General features: G+C 62.6%; 19 protein-coding genes. 6 read left to right on the forward strand and 13 right to left on the reverse strand.

Annotated elements, in window-relative coordinates:
- Positions 1-5: 5 nt before the first annotated feature.
- Entirely contained in the window at positions 6-194 is a 189-nt protein-coding gene (locus F7R90_RS14415; protein ID WP_158058101.1) for a hypothetical protein, read from the reverse strand.
- Between the two features lie 134 nt (positions 195-328).
- On the opposite strand from F7R90_RS14415, the gene F7R90_RS14420 reads away from it, so the two are divergent.
- Positions 329-1,384, forward strand: coding sequence for a PrsW family intramembrane metalloprotease (locus F7R90_RS14420; protein ID WP_158058102.1), 1,056 nt, complete (start codon positions 329-331; stop codon positions 1,382-1,384).
- A gap of 22 nt (positions 1,385-1,406) precedes the next feature.
- Here the strand turns inward: F7R90_RS14420 and F7R90_RS14425 are convergent, their stop codons facing one another.
- From F7R90_RS14425 to F7R90_RS14435, 3 genes are read right to left on the reverse strand one after another with little or no spacing between them, the layout of a single operon-like run.
- On the reverse strand, positions 1,407-2,087 hold the full coding sequence (locus F7R90_RS14425) for a hypothetical protein (RefSeq protein WP_158058103.1): 681 nt from the start codon (positions 2,085-2,087) through the stop codon (positions 1,407-1,409).
- A gap of 45 nt (positions 2,088-2,132) precedes the next feature.
- Positions 2,133-2,510: a hypothetical protein gene (locus F7R90_RS14430; RefSeq protein WP_158058104.1), complete on the reverse strand. Its 378-nt coding sequence runs from the start codon at positions 2,508-2,510 to the stop codon at positions 2,133-2,135.
- A 24-nt stretch (positions 2,511-2,534) separates the two neighbouring features.
- On the reverse strand, positions 2,535-3,194 hold the full coding sequence (locus F7R90_RS14435) for a riboflavin synthase (RefSeq protein WP_158058105.1): 660 nt from the start codon (positions 3,192-3,194) through the stop codon (positions 2,535-2,537).
- A 131-nt stretch (positions 3,195-3,325) separates the two neighbouring features.
- Here F7R90_RS14435 and F7R90_RS14440 point away from each other — a divergent pair, with 131 nt between their 5' ends.
- Entirely contained in the window at positions 3,326-3,574 is a 249-nt protein-coding gene (locus F7R90_RS14440; protein ID WP_158058106.1) for a DUF7533 family protein, read from the forward strand.
- Between the two features lie 325 nt (positions 3,575-3,899).
- Here F7R90_RS14440 and F7R90_RS14445 read toward each other — a convergent pair whose 3' ends face one another.
- The 3 genes from F7R90_RS14445 to F7R90_RS14455 all read right to left on the reverse strand — a co-directional run bounded on the left by F7R90_RS14445 (position 3,900) and on the right by F7R90_RS14455 (position 6,759).
- Positions 3,900-4,259, reverse strand: coding sequence for a NifU family protein (locus F7R90_RS14445; RefSeq protein WP_158058107.1), 360 nt, complete (start codon positions 4,257-4,259; stop codon positions 3,900-3,902).
- A 38-nt stretch (positions 4,260-4,297) separates the two neighbouring features.
- Positions 4,298-5,719: an LVIVD repeat-containing protein gene (locus tag F7R90_RS14450; RefSeq protein WP_158058108.1), complete on the reverse strand. Its 1,422-nt coding sequence runs from the start codon at positions 5,717-5,719 to the stop codon at positions 4,298-4,300.
- 68 nt (positions 5,720-5,787) lie between these two features.
- On the reverse strand, positions 5,788-6,759 hold the full coding sequence (locus F7R90_RS14455; protein ID WP_158058109.1) for an ROK family protein: 972 nt from the start codon (positions 6,757-6,759) through the stop codon (positions 5,788-5,790).
- A gap of 154 nt (positions 6,760-6,913) precedes the next feature.
- Between F7R90_RS14455 and F7R90_RS14460 the strand changes: the two genes are divergently transcribed.
- Entirely contained in the window at positions 6,914-7,306 is a 393-nt protein-coding gene (locus F7R90_RS14460) for a hypothetical protein (RefSeq protein ID WP_158058110.1), read from the forward strand.
- 2 nt (positions 7,307-7,308) lie between these two features.
- Here F7R90_RS14460 and F7R90_RS14465 read toward each other — a convergent pair whose 3' ends face one another.
- Positions 7,309-7,758 carry a universal stress protein gene (locus F7R90_RS14465; protein WP_158058111.1) on the reverse strand — a complete coding sequence of 150 codons (450 nt, stop codon included), beginning with the start codon at positions 7,756-7,758 and terminating at the stop codon, positions 7,309-7,311.
- Positions 7,759-7,870: 112 nt separating this feature from the next.
- Here F7R90_RS14465 and F7R90_RS14470 point away from each other — a divergent pair, with 112 nt between their 5' ends.
- Entirely contained in the window at positions 7,871-8,611 is a 741-nt protein-coding gene (locus F7R90_RS14470; RefSeq protein WP_158058112.1) for an SDR family NAD(P)-dependent oxidoreductase, read from the forward strand.
- Between the two features lie 27 nt (positions 8,612-8,638).
- Here F7R90_RS14470 and F7R90_RS14475 read toward each other — a convergent pair whose 3' ends face one another.
- The 4 genes from F7R90_RS14475 to uvrA all read right to left on the reverse strand — a co-directional run bounded on the left by F7R90_RS14475 (position 8,639) and on the right by uvrA (position 14,203).
- Positions 8,639-9,022: a hypothetical protein gene (locus F7R90_RS14475; RefSeq protein WP_158058113.1), complete on the reverse strand. Its 384-nt coding sequence runs from the start codon at positions 9,020-9,022 to the stop codon at positions 8,639-8,641.
- Between the two features lie 320 nt (positions 9,023-9,342).
- Positions 9,343-10,434, reverse strand: coding sequence for a geranylgeranyl reductase family protein (locus F7R90_RS14480; RefSeq protein ID WP_158058114.1), 1,092 nt, complete (start codon positions 10,432-10,434; stop codon positions 9,343-9,345).
- Between the two features lie 54 nt (positions 10,435-10,488).
- Positions 10,489-11,043 (reverse strand): DUF7344 domain-containing protein, encoded by a 555-nt coding sequence (locus F7R90_RS14485; protein ID WP_158058115.1) that lies wholly within the window; start codon positions 11,041-11,043, stop codon positions 10,489-10,491.
- 208 nt (positions 11,044-11,251) lie between these two features.
- Positions 11,252-14,203, reverse strand: coding sequence for an excinuclease ABC subunit UvrA (gene uvrA / locus F7R90_RS14490; RefSeq protein ID WP_158058116.1), 2,952 nt, complete (start codon positions 14,201-14,203; stop codon positions 11,252-11,254).
- Between the two features lie 179 nt (positions 14,204-14,382).
- On the opposite strand from uvrA, the gene F7R90_RS14495 reads away from it, so the two are divergent.
- Both F7R90_RS14495 and F7R90_RS14500 read left to right on the forward strand, forming a co-directional pair.
- Positions 14,383-14,937 (forward strand): nitroreductase family deazaflavin-dependent oxidoreductase, encoded by a 555-nt coding sequence (locus F7R90_RS14495; protein ID WP_158058117.1) that lies wholly within the window; start codon positions 14,383-14,385, stop codon positions 14,935-14,937.
- 19 nt (positions 14,938-14,956) lie between these two features.
- Positions 14,957-15,529 (forward strand): LURP-one-related/scramblase family protein, encoded by a 573-nt coding sequence (locus F7R90_RS14500; RefSeq protein ID WP_158058118.1) that lies wholly within the window; start codon positions 14,957-14,959, stop codon positions 15,527-15,529.
- A 1-nt stretch (position 15,530) separates the two neighbouring features.
- Here F7R90_RS14500 and ygfZ read toward each other — a convergent pair whose 3' ends face one another.
- Entirely contained in the window at positions 15,531-16,652 is a 1,122-nt protein-coding gene (gene ygfZ / locus F7R90_RS14505) for a CAF17-like 4Fe-4S cluster assembly/insertion protein YgfZ (RefSeq protein ID WP_158058119.1), read from the reverse strand.
- Positions 16,653-17,024: the final 372 nt, after the last annotated feature.

The raw sequence follows: 17,024 nt of genomic DNA on the forward strand, positions 1-17,024 counted from the left end.
AGGGGTCAGTCGTCAGCAGGGACGTGTCCGGTCCAGTTCGCGTCGGTCGTTTGGGTCGGATTCTCGATGGTGGGCGTCTCGTGTTCTGTTTCGGTCTCGGATTCTGTTGTCTCCGGTCGTGTTTTCTCGTCGTTTCGCTCGCCTTTCGGCGGCGCGCTGTACATGATGCCTCGGCTTGTGCTTTGGTACGTCATCGTTACCCACGTTTAGACTGGTTCCTGTTGAAAAGAATTCCGGCCAAAGTGTTAATGGCATATTATCACCACTAAGGTGTACTAGGCGCACTCGGGGACCAGATAGTTAGTAGTGGCCTGCATAGCCTTTGGCGATGGAACCGCAACGGGACCCCGTCGAAGAGGGTGCGACCGACTCCGCCGACCTCTACGACGTCGCGACGTGGGAAGAGCGGAGTTGGTTGGACCGGTTGTCGAGCGTCGTCTATCGAGTTCTGAGATTCTCGGCGCGAGCGGTCGTCGTCTTACTGGCGTTGCTCATTCTGGTCGCGCAGTTCCTGCTCTCGGGGCTGGCCGCCATCAGCGAACCGTACATCGGCGCGTTCGTCCTGCTGTCGGTCGTCCCGGCCTTCGCGCTGGCGGCATACATCTGGTACGCCGACGTGACGACTTCCGAGCCGCTCACACTACTGGTCGGTACCTTCCTGCTCGGAGTGCTGTTCGCCGGGTTCGCTGCTATCGTCAACACCATCGCACAGCCGATTTTCGTCAACTTCGTCCCGGCAATCGGCCTCGTGTTGTTCTTCTATCTCATCGTCGCGCCGGTCGAAGAGACGGTGAAGTGGCTGGCGATTCGGCTGTACGCGTTCCGCAGTAGCCGCTTCGACGCGGTCATCGACGGCGCGGTGTACGGCGCGATGGCAGGGCTCGGCTTCGCCACCATCGAGAACGCCATCTACATCACGCAAGGACTGAGCGGAGCCAGTGGACTCGGTTCCGAAGCTATCGCCGACGCGGGCCAGACGGCGGCAGTTCGACTCCTCGCCGGGCCGGGCCACGTCATCTACTCGGCGTTCGCTGGCTACTACCTCGGACTAGCGAAGTTCAACCGGGAGAACGCGGGCCCCATCGCGGTCAAGGGCCTGCTCATCGCGGGGTTCATCCACGCGACGTACAACACGTCGGTCACGTACCTGACGCCGCTCCTCGAACTGAGCGGGGCAAGCATCAATCCGGGCGTCGCGTTCATCGCGTTCGTCGTCGTCTACGACGGTGTCTTCGGCTACCTGCTCTACCGGAAGATTTCCCGGTACCGGCAGGCGTACCAGCAGACCAACATGGGTCAGAGCGTCACCTTCGAAGATTCGGAGGCACAGGCGCAAGCACAACCAGAACAAGAAGGGGACTCCTTCGAGACGGAGTCGAAGTGAGGGTCGAACGGACGCGGCGCACTCAAGCGAGCGCGTCCGGGGCCGAAAGATAGTCAGCGAGCCACCAACCAGCGACGCCCGAGACGGCACCGAACAACCCGAAGACGACCGGCAGGACGACGCCGCTTCCGGCGACGAGGGCGTCGAAGGCAGTCAGCGCGTCGAGTCGGACCACGTTGTACGCGACGAACAACACACAGAGAACACCGCCGAGTCCGCAGGCCAACAGTCCCTGTCTGAGTCCGTCAAGTGCGTCGTCCGCGGCGCGATAGCCGACGACGACGCCGACAGTCAACACGCCGAGAGCCGTGAGTGCCGCGGCGCGATAGCCGACGACGACGCCGACAGTCAACACGCCGAGAGCCGTGAGTGCCGCGGCGCGATAGCCGACGACGACGCCGACAGTCAACACGCCGAGAGCCGTGAGTGCCACGCCGTCGTAGCGGAGCGGCCTCGCGACTACGTGGACCGCCGCGACTCGAACGAACAGTGCGCCGGAACCGAGCGCGACGACGAAGCGGTCGATTTCGGAACTGGAACCGAACGTACCGACGCCTTCGACGGCGACACCGACGACGCCAGCACCCAGCACGCCAGCGCCAGCAGTGACGAGTGCCGGTTCGGGACCCGGACTGGCGGTGGATGTGGCCACCGCCGTCGCTCCGACGACGAGTAACCCTGCCAACAGCGCGAAACGTCGCATTCGGTAATGCGTTGTAGGCCGAATTTAAAAAGTTACGGCCACGTGTCAGTACTCCGAGGCGTGGTTGCCGATAGTTCCAGAGACGTGGCCGACCACGCCGAACGTGACCGGGAGGACGACTGCGCTGGCCGCGATTATCGGGAGATAGTCGAGTTGTTTCGTCGCCGCCTGTGCCGCGACGAGGAAGACGCAGAGACCGCCACCGATTGCCCCGGCGCGGAGGCCCTTTCGGCGAGTTGGGTCAGCGCTACCGCGATACTCGACGCCGAACCCGACCAGCGAGACGGCGACGGCGACCAGCGACACCTGCGAGAGGTCGGAGCGATACGCCACGGGGAGTGCGAACGCGACGAGGGCGACGGCGGCGAACAGAATCGCCGCACCGACGAGGGTCGTCCGGTCGAAGGCGTCTCGGGGGAGCATGAAACAGTGTACTCTCGTCCAGAACTATAAGTCGATTCGTTCCGTCCCGGCCTCCGAGAGCATCCGCTCGGTGTACTTCGCGATTACGTCCACTTCGAGGTGGACGGGGTCGCCTGCGCCCTTTTCGGAGAGGTTCGTCACGGCGCGCGTCTCGGGGATGATTGCGACCGTGAAGGTGTCTTCACGGAGGTCCGCGACGGTGAGGCTGATGCCGTCGAGCGTGACCGAACCCTTGTCCACGACGTACTTCGCGTAGTCGTCCGGCACAGCGAACTCGTACTGCCAGTCCTCTCCCACCTGTTCCACACCGACGACTTCCGTCGTCGTATCGACGTGGCCCTGCACGACGTGTCCGTCGAAGCGGCCGTCGGCGGGCATCGCGCGTTCGAGGTTCACGGGGTCGCCGACTTCGACTGCTCCCAGATACGTCTTGGCGACCGTCTCGGCCGCGAGAAACACTTCGAACCAGTCACCGTCGGACTCCGTCCGACGAGCAGACGCGTCTGCCGACGCGTCAACGCCCCCGAACTCCTCGACGGTCAGGCAGACGCCGCTGACACTGATGCTCTGGCCGCGTTCGAGGTCCTCGGTGACGACTTCGCCGCCGATGGTAAGTCGTCGTCCATCCTCGGTCACGGTCACGTCGCGTACCTCGCCCGACTCCTCAACGATTCCGGTAAACATATCGAAAATGTGGTGGCGTTCGGATGAAAAGGGTTGCGGACCCGAGACGAATCGCGACGATGCCGGTTCGCGTCGGCCGACGCGAGTCGTGCCCGCGGGGTTTTTGCCGTGGCGGCGGCTACGGGGTGGTAATGAGCAAACCGGGCATCATGGGCACGATTCAACTCGCGGCCACGCTCGTCTTCGCGCTCCCTATCGGCCTGCTCGGCGTGCAGATGCTCCTCGACGGGAAGATGCTCGTCGGCGGAGCGTTCGTCGCCGTCGCAGTCCTCATGGTCGTGCTGGAAGAGTATCTGACTACCCCCACGGACATCCCGAGTTCCGTCGCCGAGAAGGCCGTCGGGAAGGCTGTGAAGACGCCTGAAGAAGAGAAGGAATAGAGTTCGGCGAATTTTCGCAATCAGTACTGTATCGAGAATTTTCGCAGTCCACCACGTAGCTACTACTCGTCCTCACACCCCAGCACACCCACCGCGAGCGGAGGCGAGATTCCTTCGGAATCTCGCCGAGCGAGCGCGTCCGAGGAACCCGCAGAAGCGCGCGCTCTGCGCGCGCTGGCGCGGGTGACGACGTGTCTTCCTGAGCGAACGCGAAGGAAGGCTCGGAAGACGCGGTTTGTCTTCCGGTGATTTTCATCAACGTTTTGCCAGCGAGGTCGTGTGGAAGCCGTTGGCTTCCACCGGCCGAGCGCAGCAAAACGTTGTCTCAGAAGTGATCGCTATTCGGTGAGCCTTCGCCGCGCCCGCCGCGGCCACCTTCGTTGCGGTCGATGCCCATGACGCTCTCCGGTTGGTCGATGTCCCACTCGCCCATCCCGTCGTCGGCGACTCGGACCGTCACGTCGTCCACTTCGTCGAAGTCTTTGGCGAGGTCGATTTTGATGTTCTGGGTCGTCCGCGGACTGATGGCACAGCCAGAACACGCACCGCCGAGTTCGACGACGACCTCGCCGCTCTCGGGGTCGGCTTTCTGCACGGCGCTGGTGCCGCCGTGCATGCTGATGATGGGCATCTGACCCGTGAGCCAGCGTTCGACGCGGGCCTTCAACGAATCGTCGTCAGTCATACGTAGGTCTTGGTTCCGAAGGTGGTAGGGCTTTGGGTTTACTTTCGCAGTTCTCGCCACGCCGCGCCACCGAGCAGGGCCGCGACCGTCGCCGAGATACCGAATCCTGGCGCACCGCCGGAGGACCCGGACGACTGGGTGGTCGTCTCGTTCGACGTTGCCTCGTTCTCGGTCGTCGCGCGCGACACCTCCGTCGCTTTCGTCGCGTTGCCCGTCTGGGTGAGCAGCGGCGCGTCTTTCTGCTGGCCGGGGTGGTTCCCGAAAGTGTAGAGTGCTCCCTTCTCGTCGTTGGGTCTGCCCATGCTACTGGCGACGAAGAACTTCTCGGCGGCGAGTTTCGACGTCCAGAAGACGGCGTTCTCCGGGTCGCGCCACCACGCCAGTTGCTCGGGATTCGCCGGGTCCGAAACGTCGTGAATCTTCACGCCGCCTTCGTACCACGAGGTGAACAGGCGGTCGCCGACGATGTCGAAGTTGTGTGAGGTGGTCCACGTCCCGCCGATAGAGGGGTCCGGAGACGGCGGTGCTTGGATGGTCGAGAGCTTCTGTGCGTCTTTCGGGTCCGAAATGTCCCACAGTTCGACGCCGCCGGGGCGGCCCTTGCCGCCGACCTGCCACGCTTCCTTGTTGACGCCGAGCAACGTGCCATCGTCGTTGGGCATCGTGTAGTGGGCGTTGCCCGGGAGTCTCAGAACCCGATTTCGAGTGTTCTCCTGTGGAATGCTCGCCAACTTCGAGAGGGGTCGGCCGCCAATCTGGGCGACGTACTGCGGACTCGTGGGGTCGCTCACGTCGAGAATCCACGTTCCGGCGTCCCAGTGAGCGAGATACGCCCGACCGTCTCGACCCACCCATACGTCGTGAATCGTCCGAAGCCCCGGCGAAACGTTCCTCCAGCGGTCGTCGCGGTCCAACAGCGACCAGCGGGCGACCTCCGTCGGTTCGTCGCCGCTCACGTCTACGACGACGAGGGGGTTGCGACCACGGTTGTTACCAGTGAGATAGACGTGCCCGTCGCGGATGAAGCAGTTGTGAATCGGGTAGTCAGTCTCGAAGAAGGCGAGTCGCTGGGGTTCCTCGGGATTACTTACGTCGTAGAGTAGGAACCCCTGCAACACGTCGTTGCGATACGGGTCGGCAGGTCCCGCGACGACCAGTCGGTCGCCCTCGACTTTCACGTCCTGCACGTCCCGAAGCGGGCCAGTTTCGCGGTCCGACAGGAGGTTTCGTCGTTCGACGACCAGTTTCGGCTCTCTGGGGAGTTTCGTGTCCACGACCGCGAACCCACTGGTCGCGGCGACGTACGTGTAATCGCCGTTCGGGCCGGGGACGGCCTCACGGGCGTTGGTTATCGGAACTCTCCCGAGGTAGCGATACGGTCCGGGGTGACCCCTCACGGTGCCAGCAGAAGCGAGCGCGGAACTTCCCGCCACACCCAACAGAAACTCGCGCCGTCGCATATAGCACCAGTAACGGACCCCAACGGGATAAATAAGCGGGCATCGGCGAGCGAGACCGGCGTTTCCGGTTAGATTTTCGACCGGTCGCCCGTGCCGCCAGTCAGGGCACTGGCGATTGCACCCTTCAGGACAACGTCGTCACCGAGCGTCGTCAGTTGCACGTCCGGCACGTTGTTGAACACCATCTCGCCGAGGCGTTCTCGAATGGGGTCCACGACGAGTTCCTCGTTGTTCAGTGCGACGGCACCGCCGATGTAGATGACCAGCGGCGCGTACGCTTGGACGATGTTGGTCAAGCCGAGCGTGTTCCAGTGCGTGAGTTGCTCGACGACGTGGTCGGCGAGTTCGTCGTCGCCAGCGTGTTCAAACACGTCAACCGCGTCGAAATCGGGGTCTTCGATGGGCAAGTCGGTCTGAATGCTCTCGTCGTCTTCGGCGAGCATCTCGGCGTAGCGGGGGATGTTGTTGCCGGAGCAGTACGCCTCCCAGTGGCCCTCGTGGCCACAGCCACAGGTGCGCCGTCCTTGCGGGTCCACGACCATGTGGCCGACTTCGCCAGCGTTGCCGTCCCATCCGGAGAGGACTTCGCCATCGACGCAGACGCCAGCACCGATACCCGACGAAATAGTGAGATACACCATGTCGTCGGGGTTGCGCTCGCTGTGGAAGCGTTCGCCGATGACCCCCGCGATAGTGTCGTTGTGGAGAAAAACCCGCTCGCTGTCGATGAGTTCGCCGACCGGCCCCGTCAGTGGAATCCTATCGATAGTGTCGGGAAGGTTCGCCGGGTTGTCTATCGCGCCCGCGGCCAAGTCCAGCGGCCCGATGGAGCCGATACCTGCCGCACGGATCTGAGTGGGGTCGATGTCTGCCGACTCGCTTGCCTCGCGGAGACACGTCAAGACTGCCTCCGTGACGGCGATGCCAGTCGGCCCGTTGGGCGTGTTCGCGCGGTGGACGCTCACTACGTCCCCGCCGTCGTCAGCGACTGCCGCCCTGACGTTCGTCGCCCCGAGGTCAACGCCCGCGTAGTACGCCATTCAGGCCGTGATTGAGTACCCCGGCGCACTTAACTACAAGCATTTACTCGCCAACGAGTATGCCGTTCGTTGGCACGACGGGGTGTCGTGTTATGACTATGCCACTGCTCGGAGTAGCGAAATTCGTAGTACGTCTCACACCGTGTGCTAACACATGACCAATGATTCCGACGACAACCTCTCCGAAGACGAAATCGCGGCACTCCACGAAGTCGAACTCGGCGTCGAGTGGCTCCACCGAGCGCACGGCCACCTCGTGCAGTTCCACCACGCGACCGGCCACGCGATGGACCACCTCGCGGACGCCGAACCACTGCTGCGCGCGAGCGGCCACGACGCTCTCGCCGACCGCTTGCGCACAGAGTTGCTCCCGCAGGGCGTCTTAGACGACACGTGGTCCTACGGCGTCCTCGAAGCCTTCCAGTCGGGGTGTCTCTCGGAGGTCGTCTCGTTCGAGTCAGAGACCCGCGACTCGATAGCCGACGGTGCGCGACACGTGGCCGAGCGACAGCAGGAGCGCGAGTGGAAAGGGCGCGTGGAAGAGTGAGTTCAGTCGCCGCGGACGAACGTCACCGGGCAGGGAGCCGATAGCATCACTTCTTGGGCGGTACTGCCGAAGACGGCCTTCCCGGCGGGCGACCGAGTGCGGCCGCCGACGAGGACGCGGTCTGCGTGAACGTCCTCGGCGAGCGCGACGATGTTCTCGCCGTGCGGGCCGACAGAGCCACGGACTTGGTACTCGACGCCAGCGTCGTCGAACTCATCGGTGAGTTCGCGTACCGTCGCGTGACGGGCGGCCACTTCGTCGGGGTCGATTTCGCCGTCCGGGTCGTAGTCGAGGCGGTCGATGACCTCGTCGAACTCGTCGTCGGTGAACACGTGTGCGAGGACGACGGTCGCACCGGCGGGTTCAGCGACATCGATTGCGGCTTGTGCCAGTTCCTCCGCTCGGTCGGCGTCTCCGGGTCCGACCGCGAGCAGTATCGTCTCAAGAGCCATACGAAAGGATTTTTCTCCCGAATATTAAACGTGTGGGGCGGTTTACTCGTCAACGAAACAACCTGCGCGGCGAGCGGCAAGGAAATTATACCGCCGGGTCGAAGCTGGGAGCATGATACGACCCGAGTTAGACGGCCGAATCGCGCTCGTCACCGGGAGCGCGACGGGCGTCGGCCGCGAACTGCTGCTCTCGCTGGCCGACTGCGGCGCGAGCGTGGCGGTCCACTACCGGTCGAGCGAAGAGGAAGCCGAGACAGTCGCCGAGCGAGCGCGCGAGCGAGGCGCGCCGGAGGCGACGACGGTGCAGGGCGACGTAGCGAATCCAGATGCAGTCGAGGCGATGTTCGACAGCGTGGAGGAGAAATTGGGAACAGTAGACGTGCTAGTCAACAACGTCGGCCCGTTCGCGCCCGCTCACTGGGAGGAAATTTCGTACGAGAAATGGAACACGGTCTTGCAGGCCAATATTAATGGTACCTACCTCTGCTGTAAGCGCGCGCTGCCCGGAATGCGCGAGCAAAACTGGGGCCGGATAGTCAACGTCGGCTATGCGAGTTCCGAGAAGGGACTGGTCAACCCGAAGAACGCGCCGTACTTCATCGCTAAGGCTGGCGTGCTGATGTTCACGCGGATGTTGGCCAACGATACGCAAGACGACGGCATCACGGTCAACGCCATCTCGCCCTACGTGGTGGAGAACTCCGACGAGTTCCCCGAGGAACTGCCGCGGGGGCGTCCGGCGAACTTCGAAGACATGGAGCAAGCGATGCTGTTCTTCTTGGAGGAGGGAAGCGACTACATCAGCGGCGAAAACATCGAAGTCGATGGGGGCTGGTTACCGGAGAAAGTGTAGCAACAGACCGTCGATACGTCGTTTCGACTACTCCTCGTCGTCGTCCTTCGCTTCTTCGCCGCTCTCCACGTCGATTCGGTACACCTCTTCGTCTTCGACTTCCCCACTGCCTCGCCCGTGCGACCCGTGTTCGCCGAGCAACTTCGAGCGCAGGTCGTCGGTGAACGACTGCACTTGGTCGCGGAACGTCTTCATCTCGTCTTGGAACTCCTCGACGGTGCGCTCGACGTAGTGAACCTTCGTCGTGGGAATCCGCCGTACGGTGTCCCGACCCTGTTCGTCCTCGCCGGTCTTGACCATCCAGTGGTCCTGGAAGTAGGCGACGTGCTCGTTCTGGACCGTCTTCTCGACGGTGCCCTCGTCCGGGTCTTCGTAGACGATAGTCGCCTCTCCGAGATCTTCTTCGACCATACTCTCTAGATAGGTTTCGGAGAAAGGTATGTGCTGTGGCTCCACCTTTTTTCTCGTCGGGTGCCAGCGCGCGACTCCGCCGCGCTTCGGCACCATTCCTCGGAAAATCTGGACCAAAAAACCGACGCTCGAAATCCGCGCGCGTAGCGCACGGATTTCTTACGTCTCCAACAAGCTGTTGCGAGAGCCACACACCTCCCACCCGATTCGCTCACATTCGTTCGCTCATCCCTCGCGCGGCTTCGGCGCGGCCACTTATCCGCCGCGCCAGCGCGCGCCAAAAGTCAGAAAGTCCACTTCACGAAACCACTCCCACCGTTTCACGACCGCGAAAGCAGTTTCGAGAGATGCTCTTTCGAGAAGAACGAGGTCGGCTTGTCCATGTGGACGCCGATTTCGCCCGAGAACGCCGACAGCCCCGCTTTCTGCACTGGCTCGGGCAACGAGTAGGCGCGGCGAATCCAGTGGCCGAGTCGAATTTCCGTACTCAAATCGTCGCGCCACGCCGACTCGTAGTTCTGTAGCGAGTCAGGGTCGTCGGGGTCGATTTCCCGAACTGCGTGGTCGGCGGCGGTCATGCCGTACAGAATCCCGCCACCGGTGAAGGGCTTAGTCTGGGCCGCCGCGTCCCCGATTAGGAACCCGCGCCAACTGCTGACGCGCGGTGCTGGCCCGACCGGAATCATCCCGGCACAGAACTCGCTGGTCTCGATGTCGTAGTTCTGGGTGAACTCCTCGAACAGTTCCTTTGCGGTCGGCTCGGACCCCGGCGGTGCCGCCAGTCCGTACTCGACTCCGGCGTCGCTTCGCGGGATTCGCCACGCGAAGAATTTGGGGGCAGTGAGATGCACGTCAACGTAGTCGCCAGGGTCGTCCTCCTCGCTGAAACCCAGTACGCCTTGCAGTTTCTCACCCGGTTCCGGCAGGCCGAGTTCGGTCCGAACCCGCGAGACGGGCCCGTCACAGCCAGCGACCATCTTCGCTCGGTACGTCTCGGTGCCGTCAGGCGTATTCGCCGTTACTTCGACGTACTCGCGGTGTTCTTCGACCGACGAGACGCTGTGGTCTTCTCGGAGGTCTGCACCCGCCTCTCTTGCGGCCGCCGCGAGACGGACGTCTAAACCGACTCTGTCGATGACGTTCGAGACGACCTCTTGCTTATAAAAGGGGTAGTCGTCACTTCGCGGGCCACCGACGTGGAAGCGCGCGCCGTACACCTCGTTCTGCAACAACTCCTCGCGTGCTCCGTCGGGCGTGAACTCCCAGATGTCGGTACTGACGTGACCCGAGCACGCGAGGGGTTTGCCGACTTCCCCGCGTTCGAGCGTCAGCACGTCGTAGCCCGCCTCGGCGGCGCGGCGCGAGAACCGCGAGCCTGCGGGTCCCGCACCGACCACGACGAAATCGTACATTCGGTCTCCCGTACTATCCTCCCACCCAAGTAATCACCGTTCTGTCCAGAAGTCTCAGCTTTCGACGTTCGACGGCCGTTCTTGCCGAGCGAGTCGCCGCCGTCGCAGGTAGTGGGCCAGTGCCGAGAAGGCGAAGGCGGCCACGATGAGGACGCCCCAGATTTCGTTCGGAATCGCCGAGAACGGTGGCACGTCGAGAAAGTCCCCGATGACGAGAACTGCGCTCACGACAGCGAGAGCGAGGTAGTACCGTATCCACGGAAACTCGTCCTGTGGACGGAGATACCCCTCCAACTGCGCCGCGTTCGCCGATAGCTCGACCACGCCACGATTCTGATTGTAATCGACGATACCCGCGTCCGCCAGCTTTGGCAAGTGTGTCTGATACAACGACGTGTACACCGACTTGCGCTCGTTGGCCGACAGTCCTTCTACGGTCGTGTTGTTCTCCCACGCTGCGACCTGCTCTGCGAGTTCGCTCAGCTCGACCGGACGGTCCTGCTGTTTCAAGTAATGCAACGTATACCGTCGCCGTCGGTTCTTGAGGACGTCGAAGATGAGATCTTCGGACAGTCTCTCTCGTTCCGGTGTGTTATCAGCCGAACTCATGCTACCGAAGTCGCGCAATCGCTTGTTGTGCTAATGCCGTCGCCCCCCGCCTTGACACGGTACGCCAATTTCTCCGGGACCACACTTTGTTATCCAGTACTTAGCCGCCGATGACTATCACGAATTTTATATTTTCCCGGAGTAACGCCCGAGTTCCGGGCATTAACCTACTCATACCGCACCAGGATTAGTAGAAATATACCGATTTCTAGTCGTCGGTCGCCGGAGCGACTCGTTCGTCCGCTCGCGGTCCCTCTAGCTCGACGGCGGGTAGCATGTCTCGGAGATACCTGCCCGTATGGGATTCTTTCGTGCGAGCAACGGCTTCAGGGGTTCCCTGCGCGACGACACGGCCACCGTTCTCGCCGCCTTCCGGGCCGAGGTCAATGACGGTGTCGGCGTTCTTCACCAAGTCGAGTTCGTGTTCGATGACGACCACGGTGTTGCCCTGGTCTGTCAGTCGCTGGAGTACTTCGATGAGTTTCCGCTCGTCTTCCTTGTGGAGGCCGGTCGTCGGTTCGTCGAGCAGATACAGCGTGTCGCCGGTGTCCTTTTTGCCGAGTTCCTCCGCCAACTTGACTCGCTGGGCTTCCCCGCCCGAAAGCGTCGTGGACGGTTGGCCGAGGTTCATGTAGTCGAGACCCACGTCTTTCAGAAGCTTGAGACGCCGAGCAATACGCTGGTCGTGTTCGAAGAAGTCGTAGGCTTCCTCGACGGACATACCGAGTACGTCGGCGATGGTCGCGCCCTTGTAGGTCACGTCCAGCGTCTCGTCGTTGTAGCGTGCGCCGTCGCACTCCTCACAGGGGACGTACACGTCCGAGAGGAAGTTCATCTCGATTTTGACGGTGCCCTGCCCGCCACACTCCTCACAGCGGCCGCCCTTGACGTTGAACGAGAAGCGGCCGCGCTCGTAGCCGCGCTGTTTGGCGAGTTTCGTCTCGGCGAACAGTTCCCGAATGTAGTCGAAGACGCCGGTGTACGTCGCGGGATTCGACCGCGGGGTGCGCCCGATTGGCGACTGGTCGATGAGTCGCACCTTCTCCACGTTGTCGATGCCCTCGATGTCGTCGTGGTCGCCGGGGTCCACACTCGTGTTGTCGTTCATCTCGCGGGCGAGTCCCTTGTACAGCACGTCGTGCATCAACGTGGACTTACCAGAGCCGGAGACGCCCGTAATCGCGGTGAATTCGCCGACCGGAATCGACACGTCGAGGTCTTTGAGGTTGTGTTGGCGTGCCCCCTTCACTGTCAGCGCGGAGTCGCTCGTCCGGCGGTCGTCGGGAACGGGAATGTCCTTCCTCCCCGACAGATAATCGCCCGTGATGGACTCCTCGCAGGCCTCGATTTCCTCGACGGTCCCCTGTGCGACGACTTCGCCGCCGCGCTTGCCCGGACCGGGCCCCATGTCGATGACGTTGTCCGCCCGGCGCATCGTGGCTTCGTCGTGTTCCACGACGAGCAGGGTGTTGCCCAAGTCTCGAAGCCCTTCGAGCGTGTTCAGCAGACGGTCGTTGTCACGCTGGTGGAGGCCGATAGACGGTTCGTCCAGCACGTAGAGCACGCCGACCAAGCCGGACCCGACCTGCGTGGCAAGTCGAATTCGCTGGCTCTCGCCGCCCGAGAGCGTCGAGGCTTCGCGGTCCAAGGTCAAGTACTCCAGACCGACCTCCTCCATGAACCCGAGTCGTGCGCGAATCTCTTTGAGAATCTCCTCGGCGATTTTCGTCTCGCGCTCGTCTAAGTTCTGTTCCAATCCCTCGAAGTGGTCGAGCGCGTCGCCGATGGAGAGTTCGTTCACTTCGGTAATCGCAGTGCCATCGACGTACACCGAGCGACTCTGGTCGTTCAGTCGCGTGCCCTCACAGACCGGACACTCGGTGACGGCCATGTAGTCCTCGATGTGTTCGCGCGTGCTGTCCGAGTCAGTCTCGACGTAGCGTCGTTCGAGGTTCGGGATGACCCCCTCGAAGCGCTCGTCCTTCTCTCGCACCCCGTTCTTGGTGCGCCACTCGAAGTGGACCTGCTCGTCGGTGCCGTAGATGAAGGCTTGCTGTACGTCCTCCGGGAGGTCTTCGAACGGCGTCGAGACGCTGATTCCGAAGTGGTCCGCGACGTTGTCTATCTGGCGCTGGTAGTACGTCCGGTTGTAGCTCCACGGTTCGAAGACGTGCTTCAGCGGCTTGCTCTCGTCTACGACGACGAGGTCTTCGTCTACCTCCTTCGTCTCGCCGATGCCCTCACACTCCGGACACGCGCCGTGTGGGCTGTTGAACGAGAACGACCGTGTCTCTATCTCCCGGAAGTCGATACCACAGTGCGTGCAGGCGAGGTCTTCGGAGAACTCGACGACGAGTCGGTCGTCTGCTTCGCCCGCCAAGTCACCTGTAGAGCGAGCGGCCGCGCCGCCGATTTCGGCCGCCGCCTCCTCCGGTGGATTCGGCAAGATGACCTTCAGCGCGCCGTCAGCCTCTTCGAGGGCAGTCTCGACGCTGTCGGTGATGCGAGAGCGGGCCTCGTCGCTGACCTTCACGCGGTCTACGATGACGTCCACGTCGTGGTCGTAGTTCTTGTCGAGGTCTGGCCTATCCATCGTCAGGTCGAACTCCTCGCCATCAACTTCGACGCGACTGTAGCCCTCGCTCACGAGGTCGTCGAAGAGGTCTTCGAAGGCACCCTTCTGGTCGCGGACGACCGGCGCGGCGATTTTGGCTCGCGTGCCTTCCGGCAGTTCTAGCACTCGCCGGACCATGTTCTGGGCGCTCTGCTCGCCGACTTCCTGTCCGCACTCCGGACAGTGAGGCGTCCCGATGCGCGCGTACAGCAGTCGGAAGTAGTCGTGCAGTTCGGTGACGGTCCCGACCGTCGAGCGAGGATTGTTGGCGGCGTTCTTCTGGTCGATGGAGATAGCGGGCGAGAGTCCCTCGACGTTCTCGACCTGTGGCTTGTCCATCTGGCCGAGGAAGTTGCGTGCGTACGCCGACAGACTCTCGATGTACCGCCGCTGGCCCTCGGCGTAGACGGTCTCGAAGGCGAGCGAGGACTTCCCCGACCCCGACAGCCCCGTGACCACGTTGAACTGCTCGCGTGGAATAGAAATATCGAGGTCCTTGAGGTTGTGTTCCTCTGCTCCCCGAACGTCGATGTAGTCCTTGCTCATTCGAACGCAGGTTGGAACTTGGGGGGTGAAACCCTGTCGGTCCGGGTCGAAACCGGAGTGAAAGTGGTTGCTGTCACTCGGCACCTCGCCGACGGAGTTCCATCACGAGACTGGGCACACGGTGGACCAACCCGGGAGTACGCTTAAGGACTCACTCGGCTAGTGAACGTACGATTTCGATGGCCGCCGACAAAGAGTCCACGTATCCCGACGACGCGCCTACGTACCGCCGAATCCGAGATCGCGTTCGGGTGTTCAACAAACGATCGCTCAATCCGGTAACACTGCGGTTTGCCGGTCGGCGCTTCTCTCCGTACGGCGTCGTCCGCCACATCGGTCGTCGATCCGGACGGACGTACGATACGCCGGTCGTCGTCGCCACCTCGGGTGACTGGTTCGTCGTTCCACTCCCGTACGGAATCGACGTGGACTGGTACCAAAACGTTCGAGCGGCAGACGAATGCACTATACTCTATCAGGGGAGCGCGTATCGAGGCGTATCACCGAGGCTCGTAGACCCCGCCGCGGTCCCGGAAGCGTTCCCGGAATGGGTGCATCGACTCGTCCGCCGGGGCGGCGCGGGACAGTACCTCAGAGTGAAGCGCGGTGAAGCGGTCCCCGAGGTGTATCGGGAAGTGACCGAGGAGCATCCCGTCGAACCGCTAGTCGCTGGCGTTGTAGTCCTGTTTCTGCTCGGGGCCGTCATCCGGCAACTCGCCAAGGTTTTTAACTGACTGGTAACAATCCACACCTATGTCCTCCCCCGACATCAGCGGTCTCGACCTCACCGACGACGAGTATCAGGTCGTCCAATCGCTGATTCGAAACAAGTACAAGGCCTACGACAGCGCCGGGAATCTGGTACTGAAGGGCAAACAGAAGATGTTCAAGCTCAAAGAGGAGTTCCCCTTCACCGACGGCGACGGTAACGAGGCGTTCACCGTCAAAGCGGGCGGCATCCTCGACGTGGCGGGCAACTACGCACTGATAGACAGTCGGACCGACCAGCCCGTCGTCACACTGGACGAGAACCTCACGCTGCTCACCGACAAGTGGAAGATTCGAGACCCGGACACCGAAGCGATGCTCGCCGAAATCGAGTCGAAGAGTACGCTGGTCTCGTTCCTTCGGCACATCCACGCCATCTTCAGCCTCATTCCCCACGAGTACGAGATTACCGACGCGAACGGCGGCCACGTCGGTACCATCGACGGCCAGTTCTCGTTCAAGGACAAGTACGACGTGGAGATAGACGACGCCAGCGGCGTGCCGAAGGAGGCCGTCGTCGCCTCCGCGATGGTCATCGACGCTATCGAAGGGAATTAAATCAGTACGTCGGCAGGCGAGCAGACCGGTCGCTCCCCTCCACGAACGGCAACTCGGTGATTTTCGCAGGGACTTCTTCGCCATCGACGCGAACGGTTAGCTCCGAGTCCGGGTCGCCGCCGGCCTCGTAGTCCACCAGTCCGAACGCGATTGGCTCCTCTCTGCTCGGACTCGCCGTCGCTCTCGTCACCTCGCCGACTGCCTCGTCGCCCGCGAAGACTGCCGCGCCTGATTCGGGTACTGCCTCGGGAAGCAGTCCAACCAATCGCTTGCTCGGCCGTCCGCGGTTCTCGACGCGTGATACGACCTCTTGGCCGACGTAGCAACCCTTCTCGAAGTCCAGCGCGTTCCGCAGGCCCAGTACGTTCGGGACGTTGCCCTGCAACTCGGTGTCGAACAGCGGCGTTCCAGCTTCCAACGTGAGCGTTTCCCACGTCTGCCTGCCGAACGGCGCGGCGTTCAGCCCGTGATTCAGCAGGGTGTCGAACACCCGTTCGGCGTTCGACACCTCGCCGGTCTCGGTCTCGCTCGTTCCCGTGGTACAGACGACCTCGTACCCTTCTTCGCCAGTGAGTCCGTCGGTGCAAATCACGGTGACGCCGATTTCTGCCATTCGGCCGCGGTCGAAGGTGAGGTGGCCGTCGGGTGCCCCGGCGTCGTTGAGGACGCTGGCGATTTTTTCGGTGGCTTGCGGCCCGTGGACGCCGAAGACGGCGAACCCGTCACTCGCGGCCTCGATGTCCACGTCTTGGACGAACACCTTCTCGCGCCAGTCGGCGGCGAGCGATTCGGCACGCCCCGGCGGGACGAACAGGAGGAGTTGACTCCCGGCGTTGTAGACGTACATGTCGAGTTCGATGCCGCCCTGCGGGTCGAGCAGGAGAGCGTAGACGCCCTCGCCGTCGGCTTCTGGCACGGCGTTCGAGACGACGTTGTCCACGTACTCGACACGGTCGTCGCCGCGGACGACGACGACGCCGTAGGGCATCTCGGTGATGCCGACGACGTTGCGCACCGCGCGGTGAGTCCGCTCCGGTCGCCCGTACTCCGCCGGGATAGAGCGCCCGCCGACCTCGGTCCACGTCGCGCCGAGGTCCGTCTGCTGGTCCTCGATTACTGTCATAGCTGTGTGTGGGGGTCTCGGGCGGTTAAAGGGTCGGCTTTGCATGCGTGTTCGAGTGAGTTGTGGAAGGACCCCGGGTGGAGGACGTGACTTTGTGGTTGGTAATTCAGTGAAGCGTCCTGCTCGCACCGAATCTTGTGCTGTCGCGATCAGGAGAGGTGCTTCTGGAGAGAAGCACCCTGCTCGCACGAAACCGAGGAGAGACCGCACCGCGACCGCTTCAGCCACATCCCTCCCCAACCGACTGCGGTCCTCAGGTTCGGACGACGCGACTCGTCGCGTCGTCCGCGTTGTGGTCCTCGTCCCTCGCGCGAAGTTAGCGCGACACGCTCTGCGGTCGCGCCAGCGCGCGCCGAGTGGCTTGGCTAATTT

This window comes from Halorussus halophilus (assembly GCF_008831545.1).
GTDB lineage: Archaea > Halobacteriota > Halobacteria > Halobacteriales > Haladaptataceae > Halorussus > Halorussus halophilus.

Coding starts and splice junctions, on each gene's coding strand:
- F7R90_RS14415 (WP_158058101.1), bottom strand. CDS start 194: ATGACGTACCAAAGCACAAGCCGAGGCATCATGTACAGCGCGCCGCCG.
- F7R90_RS14420 (WP_158058102.1), top strand. CDS start 329: ATGGAACCGCAACGGGACCCCGTCGAAGAGGGTGCGACCGACTCCGCC.
- F7R90_RS14425 (WP_158058103.1), bottom strand. CDS start 2,087: ATGCGACGTTTCGCGCTGTTGGCAGGGTTACTCGTCGTCGGAGCGACG.
- F7R90_RS14430 (WP_158058104.1), bottom strand. CDS start 2,510: ATGCTCCCCCGAGACGCCTTCGACCGGACGACCCTCGTCGGTGCGGCG.
- F7R90_RS14435 (WP_158058105.1), bottom strand. CDS start 3,194: ATGTTTACCGGAATCGTTGAGGAGTCGGGCGAGGTACGCGACGTGACC.
- F7R90_RS14440 (WP_158058106.1), top strand. CDS start 3,326: ATGAGCAAACCGGGCATCATGGGCACGATTCAACTCGCGGCCACGCTC.
- F7R90_RS14445 (WP_158058107.1), bottom strand. CDS start 4,259: ATGACTGACGACGATTCGTTGAAGGCCCGCGTCGAACGCTGGCTCACG.
- F7R90_RS14450 (WP_158058108.1), bottom strand. CDS start 5,719: ATGCGACGGCGCGAGTTTCTGTTGGGTGTGGCGGGAAGTTCCGCGCTC.
- F7R90_RS14455 (WP_158058109.1), bottom strand. CDS start 6,759: ATGGCGTACTACGCGGGCGTTGACCTCGGGGCGACGAACGTCAGGGCG.
- F7R90_RS14460 (WP_158058110.1), top strand. CDS start 6,914: ATGACCAATGATTCCGACGACAACCTCTCCGAAGACGAAATCGCGGCA.
- F7R90_RS14465 (WP_158058111.1), bottom strand. CDS start 7,758: ATGGCTCTTGAGACGATACTGCTCGCGGTCGGACCCGGAGACGCCGAC.
- F7R90_RS14470 (WP_158058112.1), top strand. CDS start 7,871: ATGATACGACCCGAGTTAGACGGCCGAATCGCGCTCGTCACCGGGAGC.
- F7R90_RS14475 (WP_158058113.1), bottom strand. CDS start 9,022: ATGGTCGAAGAAGATCTCGGAGAGGCGACTATCGTCTACGAAGACCCG.
- F7R90_RS14480 (WP_158058114.1), bottom strand. CDS start 10,434: ATGTACGATTTCGTCGTGGTCGGTGCGGGACCCGCAGGCTCGCGGTTC.
- F7R90_RS14485 (WP_158058115.1), bottom strand. CDS start 11,043: ATGAGTTCGGCTGATAACACACCGGAACGAGAGAGACTGTCCGAAGAT.
- uvrA (WP_158058116.1), bottom strand. CDS start 14,203: ATGAGCAAGGACTACATCGACGTTCGGGGAGCAGAGGAACACAACCTC.
- F7R90_RS14495 (WP_158058117.1), top strand. CDS start 14,383: ATGGCCGCCGACAAAGAGTCCACGTATCCCGACGACGCGCCTACGTAC.
- F7R90_RS14500 (WP_158058118.1), top strand. CDS start 14,957: ATGTCCTCCCCCGACATCAGCGGTCTCGACCTCACCGACGACGAGTAT.
- ygfZ (WP_158058119.1), bottom strand. CDS start 16,652: ATGACAGTAATCGAGGACCAGCAGACGGACCTCGGCGCGACGTGGACC.